Annotated in this window: 18 protein-coding genes, 2 tRNA genes, 1 rRNA gene, 1 pseudogene and 2 riboswitches; of the genes and pseudogenes, 3 read left to right on the top strand and 19 right to left on the bottom strand. The window is 43.5% G+C overall.

Features of this window, described 5'->3' with window-relative positions:
• Window positions 1–193 precede the first annotated feature (193 nt).
• The 8 genes from M4I42_RS13100 to groES form a co-directional block, all read right to left on the bottom strand.
• Window positions 194–739, bottom strand: coding sequence for a GNAT family N-acetyltransferase (locus tag M4I42_RS13100; protein ID WP_268852566.1), 546 nt, complete (start codon window positions 737–739; stop codon window positions 194–196).
• Between the two features lie 161 nt (window positions 740–900).
• A complete protein-coding gene (locus M4I42_RS13095; RefSeq protein ID WP_268852565.1) occupies window positions 901–2,226 on the bottom strand; it encodes an NCS2 family permease in 1,326 nt (441 codons plus the stop codon).
• A 124-nt stretch (window positions 2,227–2,350) separates the two neighbouring features.
• A riboswitch (purine riboswitch) is annotated at window positions 2,351–2,452 on the bottom strand.
• Between the two features lie 88 nt (window positions 2,453–2,540).
• A complete protein-coding gene (gene guaA, locus M4I42_RS13090) occupies window positions 2,541–4,061 on the bottom strand; it encodes a glutamine-hydrolyzing GMP synthase (protein WP_268852569.1) in 1,521 nt (506 codons plus the stop codon).
• Between the two features lie 94 nt (window positions 4,062–4,155).
• Window positions 4,156–4,257, bottom strand: a riboswitch (purine riboswitch).
• Window positions 4,258–4,291: 34 nt separating this feature from the next.
• A complete protein-coding gene (locus M4I42_RS13085) occupies window positions 4,292–6,445 on the bottom strand; it encodes a DUF4129 domain-containing transglutaminase family protein (RefSeq protein WP_268852564.1) in 2,154 nt (717 codons plus the stop codon).
• A gap of 3 nt (window positions 6,446–6,448) precedes the next feature.
• Entirely contained in the window at window positions 6,449–7,642 is a 1,194-nt protein-coding gene (locus M4I42_RS13080) for a DUF58 domain-containing protein (RefSeq protein ID WP_268852563.1), read from the bottom strand.
• A gap of 10 nt (window positions 7,643–7,652) precedes the next feature.
• Window positions 7,653–8,600, bottom strand: a complete 948-nt coding sequence (locus M4I42_RS13075) for an AAA family ATPase (protein ID WP_268852562.1) — start codon at window positions 8,598–8,600, stop codon at window positions 7,653–7,655.
• A 118-nt stretch (window positions 8,601–8,718) separates the two neighbouring features.
• Entirely contained in the window at window positions 8,719–10,335 is a 1,617-nt protein-coding gene (gene groL, locus M4I42_RS13070; protein ID WP_183185981.1) for a chaperonin GroEL, read from the bottom strand.
• 52 nt (window positions 10,336–10,387) lie between these two features.
• On the bottom strand, window positions 10,388–10,672 hold the full coding sequence (groES, locus tag M4I42_RS13065; RefSeq protein WP_066321986.1) for a co-chaperone GroES: 285 nt from the start codon (window positions 10,670–10,672) through the stop codon (window positions 10,388–10,390).
• Window positions 10,673–11,231: 559 nt separating this feature from the next.
• On the opposite strand from groES, the pseudogene M4I42_RS13060 reads away from it, so the two are divergent.
• Window positions 11,232–11,956 (top strand): annotated as a pseudogene (locus M4I42_RS13060) (lysostaphin resistance A-like protein).
• A 1-nt stretch (window position 11,957) separates the two neighbouring features.
• Complete coding sequence (locus tag M4I42_RS13055; RefSeq protein WP_268852561.1) at window positions 11,958–12,155, top strand: YdiK family protein; 198 nt, start codon at window positions 11,958–11,960, stop codon at window positions 12,153–12,155.
• A gap of 8 nt (window positions 12,156–12,163) precedes the next feature.
• On the opposite strand, the gene tatC is transcribed toward M4I42_RS13055, so the two are convergent.
• The 4 genes from tatC to moaC are packed head-to-tail and all read right to left on the bottom strand — an operon-like array spanning window position 12,164 to window position 14,254.
• Window positions 12,164–12,910, bottom strand: a complete 747-nt coding sequence (gene tatC, locus M4I42_RS13050) for a twin-arginine translocase subunit TatC (RefSeq protein WP_268852560.1) — start codon at window positions 12,908–12,910, stop codon at window positions 12,164–12,166.
• 20 nt (window positions 12,911–12,930) lie between these two features.
• On the bottom strand, window positions 12,931–13,077 hold the full coding sequence (tatA, locus tag M4I42_RS13045) for a twin-arginine translocase TatA/TatE family subunit (protein ID WP_268852568.1): 147 nt from the start codon (window positions 13,075–13,077) through the stop codon (window positions 12,931–12,933).
• Window positions 13,078–13,092: 15 nt separating this feature from the next.
• A complete protein-coding gene (locus M4I42_RS13040) occupies window positions 13,093–13,731 on the bottom strand; it encodes a redox-sensing transcriptional repressor Rex (protein WP_268852559.1) in 639 nt (212 codons plus the stop codon).
• 25 nt (window positions 13,732–13,756) lie between these two features.
• Window positions 13,757–14,254, bottom strand: coding sequence for a cyclic pyranopterin monophosphate synthase MoaC (moaC, locus tag M4I42_RS13035; RefSeq protein WP_268852558.1), 498 nt, complete (start codon window positions 14,252–14,254; stop codon window positions 13,757–13,759).
• Window positions 14,255–14,366: 112 nt separating this feature from the next.
• On the opposite strand from moaC, the gene abc-f reads away from it, so the two are divergent.
• Window positions 14,367–16,295 carry a ribosomal protection-like ABC-F family protein gene (gene abc-f, locus M4I42_RS13030; protein WP_268852557.1) on the top strand — a complete coding sequence of 643 codons (1,929 nt, stop codon included), beginning with the start codon at window positions 14,367–14,369 and terminating at the stop codon, window positions 16,293–16,295.
• A gap of 284 nt (window positions 16,296–16,579) precedes the next feature.
• On the opposite strand, the gene tsaD is transcribed toward abc-f, so the two are convergent.
• The 7 genes from tsaD to rrf all read right to left on the bottom strand — a co-directional run bounded on the left by tsaD (window position 16,580) and on the right by rrf (window position 20,008).
• Entirely contained in the window at window positions 16,580–17,593 is a 1,014-nt protein-coding gene (gene tsaD, locus M4I42_RS13025; RefSeq protein ID WP_268852556.1) for a tRNA (adenosine(37)-N6)-threonylcarbamoyltransferase complex transferase subunit TsaD, read from the bottom strand.
• Window positions 17,590–18,036, bottom strand: a complete 447-nt coding sequence (gene rimI, locus M4I42_RS13020) for a ribosomal protein S18-alanine N-acetyltransferase (protein ID WP_442864112.1) — start codon at window positions 18,034–18,036, stop codon at window positions 17,590–17,592. The genes tsaD and rimI overlap by 4 nt, the downstream gene beginning before the upstream one ends.
• The gene (gene tsaB / locus M4I42_RS13015; RefSeq protein ID WP_268852555.1) at window positions 18,026–18,736 is read right to left on the bottom strand and encodes a tRNA (adenosine(37)-N6)-threonylcarbamoyltransferase complex dimerization subunit type 1 TsaB; all 711 of its coding nucleotides are present in this window, start codon (window positions 18,734–18,736) and stop codon (window positions 18,026–18,028) included. Before tsaB ends, rimI begins: the two co-directional genes overlap by 11 nt.
• A complete protein-coding gene (gene tsaE / locus M4I42_RS13010) occupies window positions 18,733–19,191 on the bottom strand; it encodes a tRNA (adenosine(37)-N6)-threonylcarbamoyltransferase complex ATPase subunit type 1 TsaE (protein ID WP_268852554.1) in 459 nt (152 codons plus the stop codon). Before tsaE ends, tsaB begins: the two co-directional genes overlap by 4 nt.
• 300 nt (window positions 19,192–19,491) lie before the next feature.
• Window positions 19,492–19,567: transfer RNA gene (locus M4I42_RS13005), tRNA-Asp, on the bottom strand.
• Between the two features lie 6 nt (window positions 19,568–19,573).
• A tRNA-Met gene (locus M4I42_RS13000) sits at window positions 19,574–19,650 on the bottom strand.
• Between the two features lie 241 nt (window positions 19,651–19,891).
• Window positions 19,892–20,008: ribosomal RNA gene (rrf, locus tag M4I42_RS12995) — 5S ribosomal RNA — on the bottom strand.
• Between the last annotated feature and the right edge of the window lie 95 nt (window positions 20,009–20,103).

The following is a 20,103-nucleotide window of genomic DNA, read 5'->3' as shown; positions in this document are numbered from 1 at the left end:
ATATTCTCACTTCACAAACGACCTTTTATATAATAATATTTCTGTTTGTTGTTGTCAATAGTTATTCTTAACTTTTTGTTGAATTTTTTTGCTGTTTAACAGCAACTCTAATAATATACCACCGTCTCCTTTCTCAAGTCAACTATTAATTTCAAAAGCGCGCTGCCCAACCCCGAGCAACGCGCTTTTCTCTTTAATTTCTTGACCACTCTTTCGCGAGCATTCCGTATACTACATGATCGACGAAATGGTCGTACAGCCACTCGACTTCTCTTACCACTCCTTCATTCACAAATCCGAGTCGTTCTGGAATAGCTCTGCTTTTGCGATTGTCAACTGCCACCCTGATTTCCACTCGATTTAATTGGAGTTGCTCAAACACATAGCTAATCAAAGCACGGCACGCTCTCGTCATCAATCCATACCCTTGGAACGGCTCCGCCAGCCAGTAGCCGATGCTCGTCTTTTTATTGGTACGGTCAATATAATGAAGACCGATGACCCCCGCTAATTGCTCCTTATGCCAAATTCCTGTTTCCAATCCGTTATTAGCCGCAAACTTTTGCAAGCCGAGCTCAATAAACTGCCGGGAATTGTCCACTGTTTGCGTCGCATCGATCCAAGGCAACCATTGCCGCAAATAAGGTCTGCATGAATCAACTAAAGCAAAAAGCAACTCTGCATCTTCTTGTTTAAGCAATTTCAACTGCGTGTCTTGATCAATGTCTAATTTCCACATCAGAACCTCTCCCTCCGTTTCTTAAATTATAAAACAAATTTAACCAATAAAACATCCTTGAGCAAGCTTTGCTCACCCACCCAATCATGAAAATCACTGCTCATGGATCCGTTTTTATTCCTAAAAAAAGACGCCTGCGTTTTTCGCAGGCATCTCTCCTTCTATTCTCTTAAAAATATAAAGTACGCAAGGAAAATAAAGAACAATACGTAAAGAATTGGGTGAACTTCTTTGCTACGGCCTTTTAAAATCATCGTAATCGGATAGAAAAGGAAGCCAACAGCGATTCCTGTCGCAATGCTGTAAGAAAGCGGCATTGTGACGAGCGTAAAGAACGCCGGAACGGCCACCTCAAATTTCTTCCAATCAATCTCTCCAATCGAAGAGGCCATTAATACTCCGACAATAATTAAAGCTGGCGCTGTCACTGGTGCAGTAATGACGCTTAATAATGGCGAGAAGAACAACGCTAGCAAGAATAAAATACCTGTGACAACTGCCGAAAATCCTGAACGTCCTCCTGCTGCAACACCTGCAGATGATTCAATGTAAGAAGTCGTTGTCGAAGTCCCGAAAATCGCCCCGACCATTACCGCTGTTGCATCGACAAGCAACGCTTTCCCCGCGCGCGGCAACTTGTTGTCTTTTAACAACCCTGCTTGGTTCGCGACCGCCAACAGCGTTCCAGTTGCATCAAAAAAGTCAACGATAAAGAACGTTAATACAACACCTAACATTTTAAGCGAAAAAATGTCTGGCAAATGTTTAATCGCAACCCCGAACGTCGGCGAAATGTCCGGAATCGCACCAACGATTTTATTCGGCACTTCAATTAAACCGAAAATCATGCCGGCAATAGCCGTAATGACCATGCCGTAAAACACGCCGCCGTTGACTTTCCGAACCATTAAAATGACGGTTACAACTAAACCGAAAATCGCTAACAACGTATTGCCATTTTTCAAATCGCTTAAGCCAACAAGCGTGGCCGGATTATCAACGATAATTCCTGCGTTTTGCAAACCGATAAATGTAATAAACAAACCGATTCCAGCACCGACAGCATATTTTAACTCAACTGGAATAGCATCAATGATTTTTTCACGAATCCCTGTTAACGTTAAAAGCGTGAAAATAATCCCCGAAACAAACACTCCTGCGAGCGCTGTTTGCCAAGGAATTTGCATATGCAATACAACCGTAAAGGCAAAAAACGCGTTTAACCCCATTCCCGGTGCTAGCGCGATTGGATATCGTGCCAAAATCCCCATCAAAATCGAGCCGTATGCTGCTGCCAAAGCCGTCGCAACAAACACCGCACCTTGGTCAATCCGAAGTTCGTTCGGAAAATCTTTGACCGCTCCTAACGAAAGTGTAAACGGGTTAACGAATAAAATATAAGCCATGGATAAGAACGTGGTTAACCCGGCAATAATTTCTGTGCGGTAATTTGTACCGAGTTCATCAAACTGGAAATACCTTCTCACTGCTTTGTCCTCCTTATAAAATAGTAAAACGCTTCTAGTAAGCTACCAGAAGCGTTGACTATAAGGATAATGAACAAAAGAAAGACCTTCCTCTTAAGGATAGATTAAGAAGACAAAGGTACTTTCAATCTCCATTATACCTCGTAGTCAAGCTATTTACGGTAGCTTGGTAGAAACTCTCGGGCCATATTCCCGAGATTATACGACGTATTTCGACAATATTCGTTTTTTCCATTTACATTTTAGCAACCGACATGGCGATCGTCAATATAAAAAACGAACATTTTAAAAAAAATGTTCGTTTTTGTTCGTTTTTATTCCCATTCAATTGTTGCTGGCGGCTTGCTTGTAATATCGTAGACGACACGATTCACATGCGGCACTTCGTTTACAATGCGTGTCGAAATCGCTTCTAATACGTCCCACGGAATGCGCGCCCAGTCCGCCGTCATGCCATCAATCGATGTCACCGCGCGAATGCCGACCGTATAATCATACGTGCGCGCATCCCCCATCACTCCGACGCTGCGAATATCAGGAAGGACGGTGAAGTATTGCCAAATTTCGCGGTCAAGCCCCGCTTTTTTAATTTCTTCCCGTAAAATCGCATCCGATTCGCGAACGATTTCTAGCTTTTCTTCCGTTACTTCGCCGAGCACGCGAATCCCTAATCCTGGTCCCGGGAACGGCTGGCGCCATACAATTTCATTTGGAATCCCTAATTCCGTTCCGAGCGCACGCACTTCATCTTTAAAGAGCGTGTTGAGTGGTTCGATAAGTTTAAATTTCATATCTTCCGGCAATCCACCGACGTTATGATGGGATTTAATTGTTTGTGCCGTCGCCGTACCGCTTTCAATAATGTCCGTATAAAGCGTCCCCTGCACTAAAAATTCGATTCCTTCGAGTTTTGCCGCTTCGTCATCGAACACGTAAATAAACTCGTTGCCGATAATTTTCCGTTTTTGTTCCGGATCGGAAACGCCTTTTAATTTGCTTAAGAAACGCTCCTTCGCATCCACTTTAATCACATTCATATGAAACCCTTCACGGAACGTCTTCATGACGCTTTCCGCTTCTCCTTTGCGAAGCAGGCCGTGATCAACAAAAATACACGTCAATTGATCGCCGATCGCCCGATGCACAAGCACGGCCGCAACGGAAGAATCGACGCCGCCGCTTAATGCGCAAAGCACTTTTTTATCGCCGACAAGATCGCGGATTTTACGAATTTCATTGTCAATAAAACTTCCCATCGTCCAATCGCCTTTACATTGGCACACATCGAACACAAACTGCTTTAACAAATCATTTCCATAAACCGAATGACGTACTTCTGGATGGAATTGCACAGCATAAAACTTTCTTGTTTCATCGCTCATCGCCGCAATCGGACACGACGGGCTTGTCGCATCCACGGTAAATCCGTTTGGCGTTTCCGTTACTAAATCGCCATGGCTCATCCAAACAACTTGCTCAGACGGTAAATGGCCGAACAATTTAGAAGCATGTTGAACTTGGATGGTTGCCTTCCCATATTCGCGATGCGTCGCTTTTTCCACTTTTCCACCTAAATGATGGGTCATTAACTGCATGCCGTAACAAATCCCTAAAATCGGCAACCCTAATTCAAAAATCGCTGGGTCACACGTAAATGCATGATCGTCATACACACTGTTTGGCCCGCCGGAAAAAATAATACCTTTCGCATTCATTTTTACAATATCTTGAGCGGTAACCGTATGCGGATGAAGTTCGCTATAAACACCGAACTCACGAATGCGGCGAGTAATCAACTGGTTATACTGGCTTCCGAAATCAAGCACAACAATCATTTCTTGGTTTTGTCCCACAACTATCACCCCGAATGGAATAATAAAAGCTAGAATTCATACCTCTTTCAGCAAAAACGAAGGCAGAATTCTAGCGCTATAGAAAATCTGCCTTCGTAGTCGGGTCATTTACGGTGTCCCGGTAGAGACTCTCGAACCGTATTATCGAGGATATACGAAGGTACATCGCGTCTTAAATTTTAATTCATTCTATCAACACTTTCAGATGGTGGTCAAGACACTGTTCTTTTTATTAAATTTTCCCACAATTCTTTTATTTCGCTCCATTGATCGTCTACTAGGTCGTTTTTATAAATCGCTCGTTCGTACAAAAGCGTCAAACGACTCATCTCGTTCGTTCCAAATGCAGCGTCCACCGAAGTGGCATATTGCCTTAGCGTCTGTCCTTGCTTTCGGTTTAAGCCGTAATCGCGCAAATGCTTTAATAACGCGATATATGCTTTTACAACTATATCATCGCTGCGTCGGTAGCGAAAACGAAACAATGTCACATACGGCCACCATTTCCTTCTCGTAACAAAAAGAAGCGTAACTACGCTAAAAATAACGAGCAAGAATCCCGCAATGGATTTCCACGTAATAAACGCCGTCCACTTATCCTTCCAACTCGTCAATGATGGACGTTCCTTTTCAAGTACGTTGTTTAGTTTCACGCGCGGCTGCACTGGCTCTGTTTGTTTCGGAACAGGAATTGGGACGTTTTTCGGCGCGGTTTCCGTAAATGAATATGGATTGCTGAAACCTTGTGTCGGCTCAAACGGCACCCAGCCGATGCCGGAAAAATATACTTCTACCCATGAATGGGCGTTGTTATTAGTAATGGTATACATCTTTTTTCCATCTTCTGATTCGCCGATATATTGCCCTGACGTGTACCCTTTCACCCAACGGGCAGGAATTCCGAGCGAGCGAAGCATTACGACCATCGATGTAGAAAAATTATCACAATACCCTTTTTTCGTGTCAAATAAAAACTGGTCGACGTAATCGTCGTTTTTTCCAGGAACCGCCACTTCTTTCGTTTCATAAGCAAAGCCGCTAAAGTGGAAATATTGTTCAATCGCCTTCGCTTTTTCGTATAGTGTCGTTTTTTCCTTTGTAATCGTTTGTGCTAGTTGGCGTACTCTTGGCGGTAACGTATCTGGAAGTTGTGTATATCGTTCGACAAGCGAACGGTCGTTTACTGGTGGCGCTGCTTTCAACTGTTCCACCGAAAAAGTTGGATACTCGTATGTCAGCACATATTCCTGTATCGGCTGAATGTACGATTCGCGATCAGTCGGGTAAATTTTTTCATTGGACAACTGCATGCGAAAGACAACATTTTGTGGGGTGCTTATTGTTTTGACCCCTTCCGGATAGACTAAATACATACGGGCCTGTGCCATTTGTACAGCCGCAACCGATATTGCTTTTTTAACACGGTTGTCCCACCATGAATGAGTGACGTCCCCATTGTCAAACGTTTGAATTTGTACCGTATCATAAACTTCCCATCCTTTTCCAGTGTACACATCTTTTGTTTCGACTCTCCAGTAATGGCGCTGTTCATCAATAACCTTAAAAACAACAGTATTATCTGCCTCAAACGGCCCACCTAACCGTGAGTCGTTGGTACCATATCCGATTTTTTTAACGGCGGGAGCAGGATTAGCTGTTGCCTGTTGCGGTTCTTTCGCATAGCTTTTCATAAACGCGACCGGGTCCGGCCATTGCGGCGCAGGCTTCGGCCCGATATAGCCCATCAGCAAAGAAATGCCGATGCCGCCCATGCATAGAAGAAGCCATTTTGGATATATTTTCGTTTCTTGCAATCGCTCGTAATGAAGCCAGCTTACCAAGAAAAAACCCGCTCCCACTAGCCGAACAATCGCCCCGTTTCCGTAAAAAGCCGTAAACGTATCCAGCACTGCTATATATGTGACCGTCATCGCATAAAACAACAAAATCCTTTTTTGAATCAATAGCCAATATCGCACTAAATACACCATCATCCATAACAAAAGAAAAAAGAGTAGGCTACGAAACACGTTCGTCATTTCGAGCCAGCGAAAATGACGAACGATTGTGACGTGCGCAATGACCTCTTGCGCTAATAGCGGCAACCAGCGGAACGACAAAAACGGGACATGGAAAAATAACACGTTTAATGCATAAAAAATATAAAACAACTTGAAGCTAGCAGCTAGCCAACGCGGCAGACGCCAAAAAGAAAGCAATAAACAAAACGCAACAAACCCGATAAACACGTCTACGTTTTTCGTGTCGGAGACCGTTTTTAGCGGTACTAGCCACTCCCATAAAAGCCAAAACGCAACGATCGACAAAACGAATCGGTAAATTCGCTCTTTTTTCGTATTGTTCACGGTTTACTTCCCACCTCCAAATAAGGCGTTTGCAAACTGTTCTGGTGTTGTGATGATTGTAATTATTCCTTTTCTGCGCAATTGCTCGAGCAATTCTCGTTCTTCATTCGCCACCCCATGTTCGTCGCGTTTTATTAAAAAGACAGTCCCACGACGATTTTTGGCGGCAAAATCAGAGAGAGAGGCGGCTGTTTCTTTCGTAAGCTGTGATGTGACATAACTTATGGAAACGGATAGCGGCCATTGAGCCATTTCTTGCTGAATAATACGAGCAAACGGCTGAAGGCTGTCACATGCTGTTTTCGCTAAATGATAAAACAGTTGCTGTAAATGCGCTTCCCCGTTTCGGGAAGGGAAAATGAAACGATCGCTTCCAACGGAAATCAGTCCGGTTTGTACCCCCTTTTTGATAGCAGCGCGAAGGAAAGAAGCGGTAAACGTGACCATTTCCTCAAATAATGGGGTAGGCGTACGGTCAAGCACAACGACAATATCGTCGCTTTGCCATTCTTCGAACTCTTTTGTCATCAGCTCATTTTTTCGCGCCGACGCTTTCCAATGAATCCAAGAAAACCGGTCGCCTTGGACGTATTCCCGAACCCCCACTGCCATCGTCATATCGCGATGAAGCAAAACAGGAGAAGCGACCCCGCCCTGGTCCAACTGAGAGCCAACTTTTCGGTATTTCATTTCCACATAACGTGGATATACAATAATAACATCTTCAATTGGAAATGCCGTTTCTTTCGTCACCAATCCAAGCCAGTCCGTCATCGTTACGCGAATTGCTGAAAATAAATGCTCCCCACGCGGCAAATTAGAGACGGTATAAGTACATGAATACGTCTTGCGCCAAAATAGCGGCATCGCGCGATTTCGTTCGATTTGCTGCAATGCAAGCGGCCAGTTTTCATCGACCATCACATAAGCAAGCGGCACAAAAAACGGTAAATGAAGCGAAATAGTCACCGTCAACGTATCTCCCGCATAATACGATGAAGAAGCAATCGTTCGCGCTATTTGGATGCGGCGAAGAGGATAGGCTGCAATCGCTAACGCACATAATCCGAATGGCAAAAAGCTATAAAATAAAAACCAGCTGACAAACCCTCCTTGAAACATTGCGTAAGAAAATAAGCTACCAATTAATGCGACCACCGTTCCTATTTGGCGTATAAATTTTAGTCTCTTTTTCATGCTTAATCCACTACCTTTGCACCGGTACTGGGGTACGCGAAAGAAGTTGCATAATCACTTCTTCGGCGGAAAGTCCGTCAAACTTCGCTTCTGGCTTTAAAATGAGTCGATGCGAAAGCACGTATGGGGCTAAAAACTGGATGTCGTCTGGAATGACAAAATCACGGGTATGCATAAACGCATATGCTTGCGCTGCTTTCATTAATGCGACCGAACCGCGCGGGCTTACTCCTAAATAAATCGAAGCGTGCGAACGAGTCCGCTGCACAATTTCGACAATGTATCGTTTAATCGGCTCACCGACGTATACTTCTTTCACGTGTTTCTGCAAGGAAAGCAATTCCTCCACCGTAATGACCGGCTGCAAGTCATCAATTGGCGCTTTCCTTTCGACGCGGTGTAATATATCGATTTCTTCTAAAAGCGACGGATAGCCCATTTTCATTTTAAGCAAAAACCGGTCTAACTGCGCTTCCGGCAACGGATACGTCCCCTCATATTCAATCGGGTTTTGCGTCGCCATCACAAAAAATGGACGCGGCAGCGGTCTTGTGATGCCATCAACCGTGATATTCCCTTCTTCCATCGCCTCCAATAAAGCCGATTGTGTTTTCGGTGAGGTGCGGTTAATTTCATCTGCCAAAATAATATGCCCCATAATCGGACCTGCTTTATATTCAAACTGTCCTTCTTTTGGATTATAAATAGACACACCTGTCACGTCGCTAGGAAGTAAATCAGGAGTAAACTGAATGCGTCTGAACTGGGCACTGACTGACTTCGCCAACGCCCGAACGAGCATCGTCTTTCCGACGCCCGGAACATCTTCCAATAACACATGCCCTCCTGCGAGCAAAGCAACGATGCTTAATGTCGTAACATCTCGCTTTCCGATTATTACTTTTTCGATATTTTGCACAATATTTGCGATTTGCGGCTGTAACATTTCCTTTTCCATCTTCAAACTCCTCTTTCTCTTTGTTCCATTATTTTCACATTCTACGTTTAATATGAAAAATCCTTTAAAAAATAAAAAGAACCTAGACTCCAAATGGAATCTAGGTTCTCATCGTCTATTACATCATGCCGCCCATGTCAGGCATGCCTGGTGTGTTTTTGTTTTCTTCTGGTTTGTCCGCAACGACTGCCTCTGTTGTTAAGAACATAGCGGCAACAGATGCTGCGTTTTGAAGTGCAGAACGAGTTACTTTTGTTGGGTCCACAATACCTGCTTCAATCATGTCTACCCATTCGCCAGTTGCAGCGTTGAAGCCAATACCAGGTTTTTCATTTTTCAAGCGCTCAACAATGACAGAGCCTTCTAAACCAGCGTTTTGCGCAATTTGGCGAACTGGCTCTTCGATTGCGCGAAGAACGATTTTCACACCTGTTGCTTCATCGCCTTCTGCTTCGATGGCAGCCACTTTGCTGTAAACGTTCATTAACGCTGTACCACCGCCGGCTACGATACCTTCTTCAACAGCCGCACGTGTAGAGTTCAATGCGTCTTCAATGCGCAATTTGCGCTCTTTCAATTCTGTTTCTGTCGCTGCACCAACTTTAATGACCGCAACGCCGCCAGCTAATTTCGCTAAGCGCTCTTGTAATTTTTCGCGGTCAAATTCAGAAGTTGTTTCTTCTAATTGAACACGAATTTGGTTGACGCGTGCTTTAATGCGATCAGAGTCGCCAGCACCTTCGACAATCGTTGTATGTTCTTTTGTCACGATTACTTTTGACGCACGACCAAGCGATGCAATCGTTGCCGATTTCAAATCGCGGCCTAATTCTTCTGTAATCACTTCACCGCCAGTTAAAATCGCAATGTCTTCTAACATCGCTTTACGACGGTCACCAAAGCCAGGCGCTTTTACCGCTACTGCTGTAAACGTACCACGAAGCTTATTCACTACTAACGTTGCAAGCGCTTCGCCTTCAATATCTTCTGCAATGATTAATAGCGGCTTACCGTGTTGTACAACTTGCTCTAGTACAGGCAAGATGTCTTGGATGCTTGAGATTTTCTTATCTGTGATTAAGATGTATGGATTTTCTAATACTGCTTCCATTTTTTCTGTATCTGTTACCATGTACGCAGATACATATCCGCGGTCAAATTGCATACCTTCTACAACATCTAGCTCTGTTGTGAAGCCTTTTGACTCTTCTAACGTAATAACACCATCGTTACCAACGCGCTCCATTGCTTCTGCAATTAATTTCCCAACTTCTTCGTCAGCTGCAGAAATCGCTGCCACTTGTGCAATCGATTCGTTTCCTTGAATTGGTTTAGAGATTGCTTTCAACTCTTCTACCGCAACAGCAACCGCTTTTTCAATCCCTTTGCGGATACCCATTGGATTAGCACCAGCTGTTACGTTTTTCAAGCCTTCACGGATCATCGCTTGAGCTAATACAGTCGCCGTTGTTGTACCGTCACCAGCAACGTCATTTGTTTTGCTTGCTACTTCTGCAACAAGCTTCGCACCCATATTTTCAAACGGATCTTCTAGCTCGATTTCTTTCGCAATTGTTACCCCGTCATTTGTAATTAATGGAGAGCCAAATTTTTTCTCCAACACAACGTTGCGGCCTTTAGGACCTAACGTTACTTTTACTGCATCTGCTAATTTATCCACACCGCGTAGCATCGCACGACGAGCTTCTTCGCTGAATTTAATTTCTTTTGCCATGAACCATTACCTCCTCCAACTGTTTTTCTCTATGATATGAAGCTGTAAGTCATTAACCGATAACAGCTAAAATGTCGCTTTCGCGCAAAATTAAGTATTCTTTTCCTTCGTATTTTACTTCTGTACCTGCATATTTTGAGAAGATAATGCGATCGCCTACCGCTACTTCTGGAGCTACGCGCTCACCGCTGTCAAGAACACGCCCTGTACCAACTGCGACAACTTTTCCTTCTTGTGGTTTTTCTTTCGCAGTGTCTGGCAACACAATACCGCTTGCAGTTTTTTCTTCAGTCTGAATTAGCTCAATGACAATGCGATCACCTAGTGGCTTTAACACGGAAAACAACCTCCTCAAACAATATTTTTTTGCCGCACTTATTAGCACTCGTTTCTATCGAGTGCTAACACACTTATAATAATAATGAACTTCATGTGTTTTTGCAAGTAGGAAACACAAAAAAATTGTAAAATTTTATTCCCCTTTTCAAGTATGCCTCATTCGCCCAAATCTAAACCGCTCCACTTAATAAGTCTCTCCCCCAATTGCATATTATCACGAGTGTTGATTATCCATTATTTTACTAAAAACACAGAATCATATGACTGAACACAAGCTTTTCTGCCTCATCCCTCGAACAAGAACGCCGGCGGGCAAATGTAATTTGCCCGCAAAGCGTTCATTGTTCGAGGAGGGCATGCTAATACTCCCAGTCGGCAAGCGAACCGCTTGCCGACTACGGCAGAAAAGCTAGGAATAGAGCGATGTCAACTAGTTTTTAATGGTTAATCAACACGCTTGGCATATTATCGCTTATTCTAACACCATATAATGTGCTACAATAAATGTGCTACAATACGAGAAGCGCCACTATTTTTTTCGTAAAGGGGAATCACCATTGAAACGGCAATATTGGTTTATTATCATCGCCTATATTATGATGCAGCTATCGAGTATCGCAGGGGTACCGCTGTTGCTTTCGCTCGGAGTTGGGGCGCATTCTGGCAATGCCGCTGAAGCCGCGTCCGGATATTGGGCGGTCATTAGTTTTACGCTAACTTTTTTCTCGTTCTCTTTTGGTTGCGGGACGATATGAAGCAGCGCCATACTCGCGACCGCGCTCCACTGGCGATCGCTTGGCTATGGGCGATCGGCGGATTTTTTCTCGCGTTGTTCGCGCAAAGCATTGCTGCTAACATCGAATGGCGCCTATTCGGTATTGAAATGGGCTCAGAAAATACAAAACGCATTGTCGACATCATTCGCCTAACGCCTGCGCTTGTCATTGTCACATCGGTCATTGGGCCGATTTTAGAAGAAGTCATTTTCCGTAAAATCATTTTTGGCACACTTTATGAAAAATACAACTTTTTCATTGCTGCGACGACTAGTTCTTTATTGTTCGCAGCGGTTCATATGGAATTTGAACACCTTCTTTTATACTCAGCAATGGGATTTACGTTTGCCCTTCTTTACACGAAGACAAAACGCATTTTCGTACCGATTTTTGCCCATGTTGCCATGAATACATTCGTCGTCGCCATGCAAACGATTTTCGCTGACTACATCGAGCAAATCATGAGGGAAACAGAAAAGATGCAATTTATATTTGGGGGCTTTTAAAATGAACTCTTCACCGTTACAAACTTCGTTTTTCTATTTCCTAATGGGCGCTTTATTTACATATTTAGCGATTGAAAGCGCACAAGAAACCATTTGGAATTTTTCAACCGTTGCGTTAATGGTGATGGCTACATTAGATTTAGGAATGGCTTTACGATTAGTCGCGTTGTACGTGAAATGGAAAAATAAACACGAATAAAGGCTGGCCTATTCTTCTAGGTCAGCCTTTTGTTCCGCCAACAACACTTTTCGATAGGCAATTTTCGAAATCCATACGCTAATTTCATATAAAATCGAAAGCGGAATCATCACAATAAGCTGTGAAATTACATCCGGAGGCGTAATGATCGCTGCGACAATTAACAAAATCAAATACGCATACCTTCTCCCTTTCGACAACAGCGTCGGCGTAATTAAGCCGAGACGTGTTAAAAACATCACAATCACCGGCAGCTGAAAAACCGCACCAAATGGCAGCACAAGCTGCAATAAAAACGAAAAATATTCATTAATGCCGATCATTTGCTGAACACCTAAATCAGAAGCTAAACTTTCCATAAACCGCACTACATACGGAAACAAAACAAAATAGGCAAAACAGACACCACAGAGAAATAAAAAGAGCGATAACGGAATGTAGCTAAGCGTTACCTTTCTCTCTTTTTCGTATAATCCCGGACTGACAAATGCCCAAATTTGATACAGTAAAACCGGCGCCGTTAAAACGAGCGCAATGACAAACGCAAACTGCATGTAAACTTTAATCGGATCCGTCAACCGAAATGCGTTCATCGTCAACTCTTTTGCTTCACTTGCTTTTTGTAAATAAACAATGACCGGCTCCACGAAAAAGAAGCTGGCAATCATCGCTACCGCAAAAAAGACGAGCACGATGATCAGCCGCTTTCGCAGTTCTCCAAGATGTTCGTATAGCGACATTTCTTTATCATTCATATGAGACCATCCTACCTATATTACGCGTTTTTACCGTCCTCGTCGGTTAATTCTTTTGTTTCTTTTTTAAACTCTTTTAAAGATTGACCGAGCGACTTCCCGAGTTCTGGAAGCTTTTTCGTTCCAAATAGCAAAACAATGACAAACAAAATGAGTAAATACTTCATCATCTTCACTCCCTTTTATTCAGCCGGATAGTTTTTTAAAAAATACACAAGCGACTGTAATTCAATTGCCAAATCAATATGATGCACTCGAATCGTTTCCGGTACATTTAGACGTGCAGGAGTGAAGTTTAAAATCCCTTTAATTCCTTTCTGAACGAGGCGGTCCGTAATCGACTGCGCCACATAGGCAGGTACCGTTAAAATTGCCACCGTAATTCGTTCATTCAGCCGTTCCTCCAGTTCATCTAAATGATAAACAGGCACTCCACCCACTTCTGTACCGACTTTTGCCTCATCGACATCAAACGCCATGACAATTTGCGTATTATTATTTTTCATAAAATTATAATTTAAAAAAGCTGTTCCTAAATTCCCGACCCCAACAAGCACTACTTCGGTGATCTCGTCTTGATCAAGCGTTTTTCGGAAAAAAGACAATAAATAGCTGACGTTATAGCCATACCCTTTTTTTCCGAGCGCACCGAAATAAGAGAAATCGCGGCGAATCGTGGCTGAATCTACTTTGACCGCTTCGCTCAGTTCAGCTGATGATACTCGCAACTTTCCAGATGCATGTAAATTTTTCAAGAATCGATAATACAATGGTAGTCGTTTCGCCGTTGCCTGTGGAATTTTTGGCTGTTCATTGCTCATGCATAATCCCCCACATTCGAACCATCTACTTTTCTTGTTTCTCTTCACGCCGGTAATGACCGGATTTTCCACCTGTTTTTTCGACTAAATACGTCGGACCAATCACAATCCCTTTGTCAAGCGCTTTGCACATATCATACACGGTCAGCGCACAGACAGATGCAGCCGTTAGCGCTTCCATTTCCACTCCTGTGCTCCCTTTTGTTTTAACGGTTACTGTAATTAGTAACTGATAATGTGCATCTTTCGTTTCCCAGTCAAACTGAATATCCACCCCTTTTAACATGAGCGGATGACACATCGGAATGATCTCTGCTGTTTTTTTCGCTGCCATAATCCCTGCCACTTGGGCAACCGCTAAAACATCCCCCTTTTGCACTGTACGGTTCGTAATTTGTTCATAAATTTCTTTGCTCACTGTAACGCTTGTCCTCGCTACCGCTGTCCTCACCGTATCCGTTTTTTCGGTAATATCAACCATTTTTGCATGACCTTGTTCGTTAAAATGTGTAAATGCTGCCAAATGAAATCTCCTCCACAATATAAACTATACACTATTTTTTTTCATCTGTCTTTTCCTACTCGATTGCCTAGCAAAAACGAGTTGCGCTACACTAAACGAGAGGTGAAAAATTATGATGCTTTTACAAGTGCGTCAGCTTTCCAAATATTTCGGTGCTGATCTTATTTTATCGAATATAAAACTGGAAATACAATCAAAAGACCGAATTGCGCTCGTTGGAAGAAACGGAGCAGGAAAATCGACGTTGCTAAAAATCATTGCTGGTGAAATGTCGTACGATAGCGGAGAAATCATCAGACCAAAAGACGTCACCATCGGTTATTTGGCGCAAGACAGCGGACTTGACTCCACCTTGTCCATATGGGACGAAATGTTAACGGTATTTGCTCCGCTGCAAGAAATGGAAAAAGAGCTACGCGTGATGGAGTGGCAAATGGGCAACCATGATGTCATTGCCGATCAGAAACGGTACGAAAAACTATTAAAAGATTATGATGCTCTGCAAGAAAAATTTAAAGAACAAGGCGGGTATCAATACGAAGCCGAAATTCGTTCCGTTTTGCATGGGCTGCATTTTTCCGAGTATGACTACCAGACAACACTCGTCCAATCATTAAGCGGCGGGCAGCGAACGCGCTTGGTGCTCGGGAAAATGTTGCTAAAAAAACCGGATTTGCTCATTCTTGATGAACCAACGAACCATTTAGATATGGACACCTTGACGTGGCTCGAACAATATTTGCAAGGGTATCCCGGTGCGATTTTGATCGTTTCCCACGACCGTTACTTTTTAGATAAAGTCGTTACACAAGTATACGAGCTATCGAGAACTACTATGAAAAAATACGTCGGAAATTATAGCAAATACCTACAACAAAAAGCCGAAGACTTAGAGCGCGAATGGAAGCTATATGAAAAACAACAAGAAGAAGTAGCGAAATTAAAAGACTTTATTCAACGCAACATCGCCCGCGCATCGACAACGAAACGTGCACAAAGCCGCCGAAAGCAGCTAGAGAAAATGGAGCGAATCGAAAAACCAACGGAGGATGAAAAATCCGCCTCGTTTTCTTTTGAAATTGAACGACAGAGCGGGAATGATGTTCTTAGCGCTGAAAATGTGACAGTGGGCTACGGCGAAGAACCGATCATTCGCAACATTCATTTTCGCATCACAAGGGGCGATAGCATCGCTTTAGTCGGGCCGAATGGAATCGGTAAGTCGACGATGCTGAAAGCGATCACGGGTAAACTTTCGCTACAAAGCGGACAGTTTCGCTACGGATCTAACGTCCAAATTGGTTATTACGATCAAAACCAAGCTCATTTGTCGTCCAATAAACGCGTGCTCGATGAACTTTGGGACGAGTATCCATTAAAATCAGAAAAAGAAATCCGGACAGTATTAGGGAATTTCCTCTTTTCCGGTGATGATGTGCTAAAGCCGGTATCGACGTTAAGCGGCGGAGAAAAGGTAAGGCTGGCGCTGGCGAAATTAATGATGCAAAAAGCGAATTTTCTTATTTTGGACGAGCCGACCAACCATTTGGATCTAGACAGTAAAGAAGTTCTCGAAAGCGCGCTCATCGACTATCCAGGAACGATTCTTTTCGTTTCCCATGACCGCTATTTTATTAACAGAATTGCCACGAAAGTATACGAATTAACAAAAGACGGCATTACCGAATATTTAGGGGACTACGACTATTACATCACGAAAAAAACCGAAATGATGGAACTAGAGCGCCTCACGCTCGAAGAAAAACAACAACAGAAAGGAAACAACGCCGGAAAACAACAATACGAACAAGAAAAAGAAGCGAAAAAACTCGAGCGGCAACGAAAGCGGCGAATTGAAGAAATTGAAAATGAAATTACCCAGCTTGAAGAAACAATCGCCGACATTGAACAACAGTTATGCGAACCTGACATATACGAAGATTTCCAAAAAGCACAACAACTTACAAAAGAAAATGAAAAAATGAAAGAAAAACTAGAAGCACTAATGGCGGAATGGGAAGCACTTCATACATCACAATAATAACTGCTAGTAACATCCATCGTTTTCGTAAGCGATGGATGTTTTTATTATCCACAGTTTTTCACACAATTACTCCCTTTAAAATCAAGTTATTCACGCTGTTTTCCACATTATCCACAAAAAACAGGAGAAAAATCCCCACCTACTTGTGGTTAACATCTCCTTGATATGTAAAACTTCGTTCTTATTTTCCACAATATTCACGGTTTGTGGATAAAAATATTCACATTCAAACATTTTTTCAAAAAAGAAAACCCCTCTTGACAACAAAAGGGGTTCTCTTCTCATTCTAACTCTAAACTTGGATTCGCATTTAGCGACATCGTCGCGTATTTGCCTTTTTCAAATAATATCGTTCCAGCTGCAGCAATCATCGCTGCATTATCGGTACAAAGGGAAAGCGGTGGAATAACAAGTTCCACTCCTTTCAGCTCAGCCATTTTCCGTTCTAGTTCGGTTCGTAACCCTCGGTTCGCCGCAACTCCACCGGCTAACAACACTTGGCGAACTTTATATACTTGAGCAGCTTTCACTGTTTTCGTCACTAACACGTCGATGACGCTCGCTTGAAAACTTGCGGCCATATCTTTTGCCTCAATCGTTTCCCCGCGTTGATGAGCATTATGCAGCGTATTAATGACAGCCGATTTTAGCCCACTAAAGCTGAAGTCGTATGAATCCTCTTCCAGCCACGCCCGCGGCAAATCAATCGTCACCTTTCCCTCGTGAGCCAGCCGGTCGATATGAGGTCCACCTGGATACGGAAGCGAGAGCGCTCGTGCTACTTTATCATACGCCTCTCCAGCTGCATCATCCCGTGTTTCCCCGATGACTTCAAACTCCCCATGCTCCTTCATGTAAACGAGCTCTGTATGCCCTCCAGACACAACAAGCGACAATAACGGAAATTTCATTTCTGTGACAAGGCGGTTCGCGTAAATATGCCCAGCAATATGATGAACACTAACTAACGGAAGCTGATGGGCAAACGCTAACGCCTTTGCTGCATTGACACCGATCAAAAGCGCACCGACAAGGCCAGGCCCTTGTGTCACCGCAATCGCATCCAACTCAGAAAAAGAAAGATTTGCCTCGTTCATCGCTTGTTCTATTACTAGTGTAATTTGTTCCACATGGTGACGCGACGCTACCTCAGGAACAACTCCACCAAAACGCTTATGGCTCTCAATTTGTGAGGCGACGATATTCGACATAATTTCTCTTCCGTTTTTCACTACAGCAGCAGCCGTTTCATCACAACTCGTCTCTATTCCTAGTACATAAATATCTTTCTTCACGTTAAATTCACCCACATTACAAGAGCATCTTCTTGGTTATCTGGATAATACCTTTTACGGATTCCTCCATTTAAAAACCCTAATTTACGGTACAACGATTGTGCAACATTGTTAGAGACACGCACCTCTAATGTCATCGTCACCGCGCCGAGTTGCTTGGCGATTTCCATCATCTTGCGCATGAGCGCTTCCCCTAACTTTTTCCCGCGATATTCCGGTAATACCGCAACGTTCGTAATATGTGCTTCATCAATGACGACCCACATGCCACAGTACCCGATAATCCGACCGTCATGCTCCATGACGACATACTTAGCATATCGGTTATGAACGAGTTCGTTATAAAAAGCTTCTCGACTCCAAGGAAGCGTAAACGAAGTTTTTTCAATCGCCAACACCCCGTCAAGATCATCCAGCGTCATCGGACGAAAGTTAATCTCCATAACGATTTTGCTCCTTCTGCTTCGCAAGCCAATTCGCTTCTGCTTCCGCAAGTCGGACATAGTTCGGAACAAACGAATGGACCGCTTCAGGTTCTTTTTGCATTCCAAGAAACGCTAATTCGCTTGGACGCGGCAACTGCAACGGAGCAGGGGAAAAGAAAGCCGCCGTCCCAAGTGCCTCCGCCAAAGTTGCTTGATGCAAAGCAAGATCTCCACCTAAAAATAGAACAGGTTCATTTTTTTCACGTAAGTATTGCGCCCATTCACTTGCCAAGACAAGACGGTCACTTTCCACACACTCAAGCTGGCCTTCGCGATAGCGATACAATCCTGTATAAATTTGTCCTCTTCTTGCATCGAATAGCGGGGAGAGAAATCCGTGAAAGTACCGTCCGTTAGCTGCAAGTATTTCAAGGCTAGAAACACCTACGATCGGAATACTCAACGTCCATGCTAGCGTTTTGGCAATTGTGACACCGATCCGCACACCTGTATAAGAACCTGGTCCCTTCGCTACAACAATTAAATTAAGCGCTTGAGGGACGATACGACAATCTGCCATTAGTGATTGAATGGCCGGCATCGCACGCGTAGAGTGGTCTTTTTTTATATTCGTGATCACTTCCCCTTTGACAACCCCATTTTCCACTAGCGCAATTCCCATTACCGCATTCGATGTGTCAATCGCCAATACATTCATGTCTCAACAATCTCCTTACATAGCTGTTCATATCGTTTCCCAATCGGGTCAAGAACAATTTTCCGTTCCGATTCTCCTTGATGATATAAATAAATCCATAATAATTCATGTGGGAGTTGCGGTTGAATCAAATGGGCCCATTCAATGACAGTAACACCGCCACCATCAAAGTATTCATCAAATCCTAAATCTTCAAACGTATCTTCTAATCGATATACATCCATATGATATAGAGGAAGGCGACCTTGATACTCTTTCACAATGGTAAATGTTGGGCTATTAATTGTCCGTGTAATTCCTAATCCTTTGGCCAATCCTTTCGTAAATGTAGTTTTCCCTGCCCCTAAATCGCCTTCTAGTGCAATAACATCGTTTTCTTTTAGTTTTTCTCCTAATTGAGAGGCAAACTCTAGTGTTTCCTCAACGGAGTGTACAATATGTTCATAACGTTTCATAATTGTTCACCTAGCTCAGATTAAGATGGAGAATTTATCGATCAATGAAAAATAAAGGCACGCTCACTTCTGTTGTTCAATATGCTATCTCGACAAATGCGAGGCATTGGTTATGATGGATAGCCTGCGTTTGACATTGTACCATATTATAGCTAGTAGTTGCTACTTTTCGGATAAGGCTAAACATAAAAAAGTCCTTAGGAAAGCTTTTTCCTAAGGATGTCACTCTATTTTATACAAAGGGGGAATGGGGTAGAAAAAGACACAAAAAAAGACGAAACTGCATCGTTTCGTTTGGAATGGCGGTCCCGACGGGACTCGAACCCGCGATCTCCTGCGTGACAGGCAGGCATGTTAACCACTACACTACGGGACCATTATTTGGTTGCGGGGGCAGGATTTGAACCTGCGACCTTCGGGTTATGAGCCCGACGAGCTACCGGGCTGCTCCACCCCGCGATGATAAAAGGTAAATAAAATTTTTATTATGCTCAATGTCTCTAGCCGTCCCGCTCTCAATAAGCTTATTCAAAATGTGGATCGAGCGGTACGCTGATGCGAGTTCGAGGAGGATTATTCGTCCTGTCCCTTCCTCTACTAGCATATTCAAAGAAGCTAAATGCGTCGGGACAACTCGCAGTAAATTCATAGATGCGTTGCTCGTTGCTCCACCCCGAGATGATAAAAAACCATAAATTCAGCCTAGCGACGTCCTACTCTTGCAGGGGCGCTAGCCCCAACTACCATCGGCGCTGGAGAGCTTAACTTCCGTGTTCGGGATGGGAACGGGTGTGTCCTCTCCGCTATCGTCACTAGGCGAATGAAGGGTTGTTCCTTCAAAACTAGATAACAGGGCTCAGAAGAAAAGGAGTCGCCTACGCTTTTCGTGATGCCTAACTTCGGCTTTTCGTT

Source organism: Anoxybacillus sp. J5B_2022 (genome assembly GCF_026847645.1).
In the GTDB taxonomy this organism is placed as follows: Bacteria; Bacillota; Bacilli; order Bacillales; family Anoxybacillaceae; genus Anoxybacteroides.
Note: the sequence above shows the minus strand (reverse complement) of the source record. Positions and strands in the feature narration are given on the sequence as shown.

Excerpts from the sequence above, each read along its gene's own strand:
- guaA (WP_268852569.1), bottom strand. The coding sequence starts at position 4,061 with ATGATTGTTGTGCTTGATTTCGGAAGCCAGTATAACCAGTTGATTACT.
- tatC (WP_268852560.1), bottom strand. The coding sequence starts at position 12,910 with ATGAATGATAAAGAAATGTCGCTATACGAACATCTTGGAGAACTGCGA.
- M4I42_RS13055 (WP_268852561.1), top strand. The coding sequence starts at position 11,958 with ATGAACTCTTCACCGTTACAAACTTCGTTTTTCTATTTCCTAATGGGC.
- M4I42_RS13075 (WP_268852562.1), bottom strand. The coding sequence starts at position 8,600 with ATGGAAAAGGAAATGTTACAGCCGCAAATCGCAAATATTGTGCAAAAT.
- tsaE (WP_268852554.1), bottom strand. The coding sequence starts at position 19,191 with ATGAAACGTTATGAACATATTGTACACTCCGTTGAGGAAACACTAGAG.
- M4I42_RS13040 (WP_268852559.1), bottom strand. The coding sequence starts at position 13,731 with ATGAGCAATGAACAGCCAAAAATTCCACAGGCAACGGCGAAACGACTA.
- M4I42_RS13100 (WP_268852566.1), bottom strand. The coding sequence starts at position 739 with ATGTGGAAATTAGACATTGATCAAGACACGCAGTTGAAATTGCTTAAA.
- abc-f (WP_268852557.1), top strand. The coding sequence starts at position 14,367 with ATGATGCTTTTACAAGTGCGTCAGCTTTCCAAATATTTCGGTGCTGAT.
- tsaB (WP_268852555.1), bottom strand. The coding sequence starts at position 18,736 with ATGAATGTATTGGCGATTGACACATCGAATGCGGTAATGGGAATTGCG.
- M4I42_RS13080 (WP_268852563.1), bottom strand. The coding sequence starts at position 7,642 with ATGAAAAAGAGACTAAAATTTATACGCCAAATAGGAACGGTGGTCGCA.
- tatA (WP_268852568.1), bottom strand. The coding sequence starts at position 13,077 with ATGAAGTATTTACTCATTTTGTTTGTCATTGTTTTGCTATTTGGAACG.
- rimI (WP_442864112.1), bottom strand. The coding sequence starts at position 18,036 with ATGGAGATTAACTTTCGTCCGATGACGCTGGATGATCTTGACGGGGTG.
- groL (WP_183185981.1), bottom strand. The coding sequence starts at position 10,335 with ATGGCAAAAGAAATTAAATTCAGCGAAGAAGCTCGTCGTGCGATGCTA.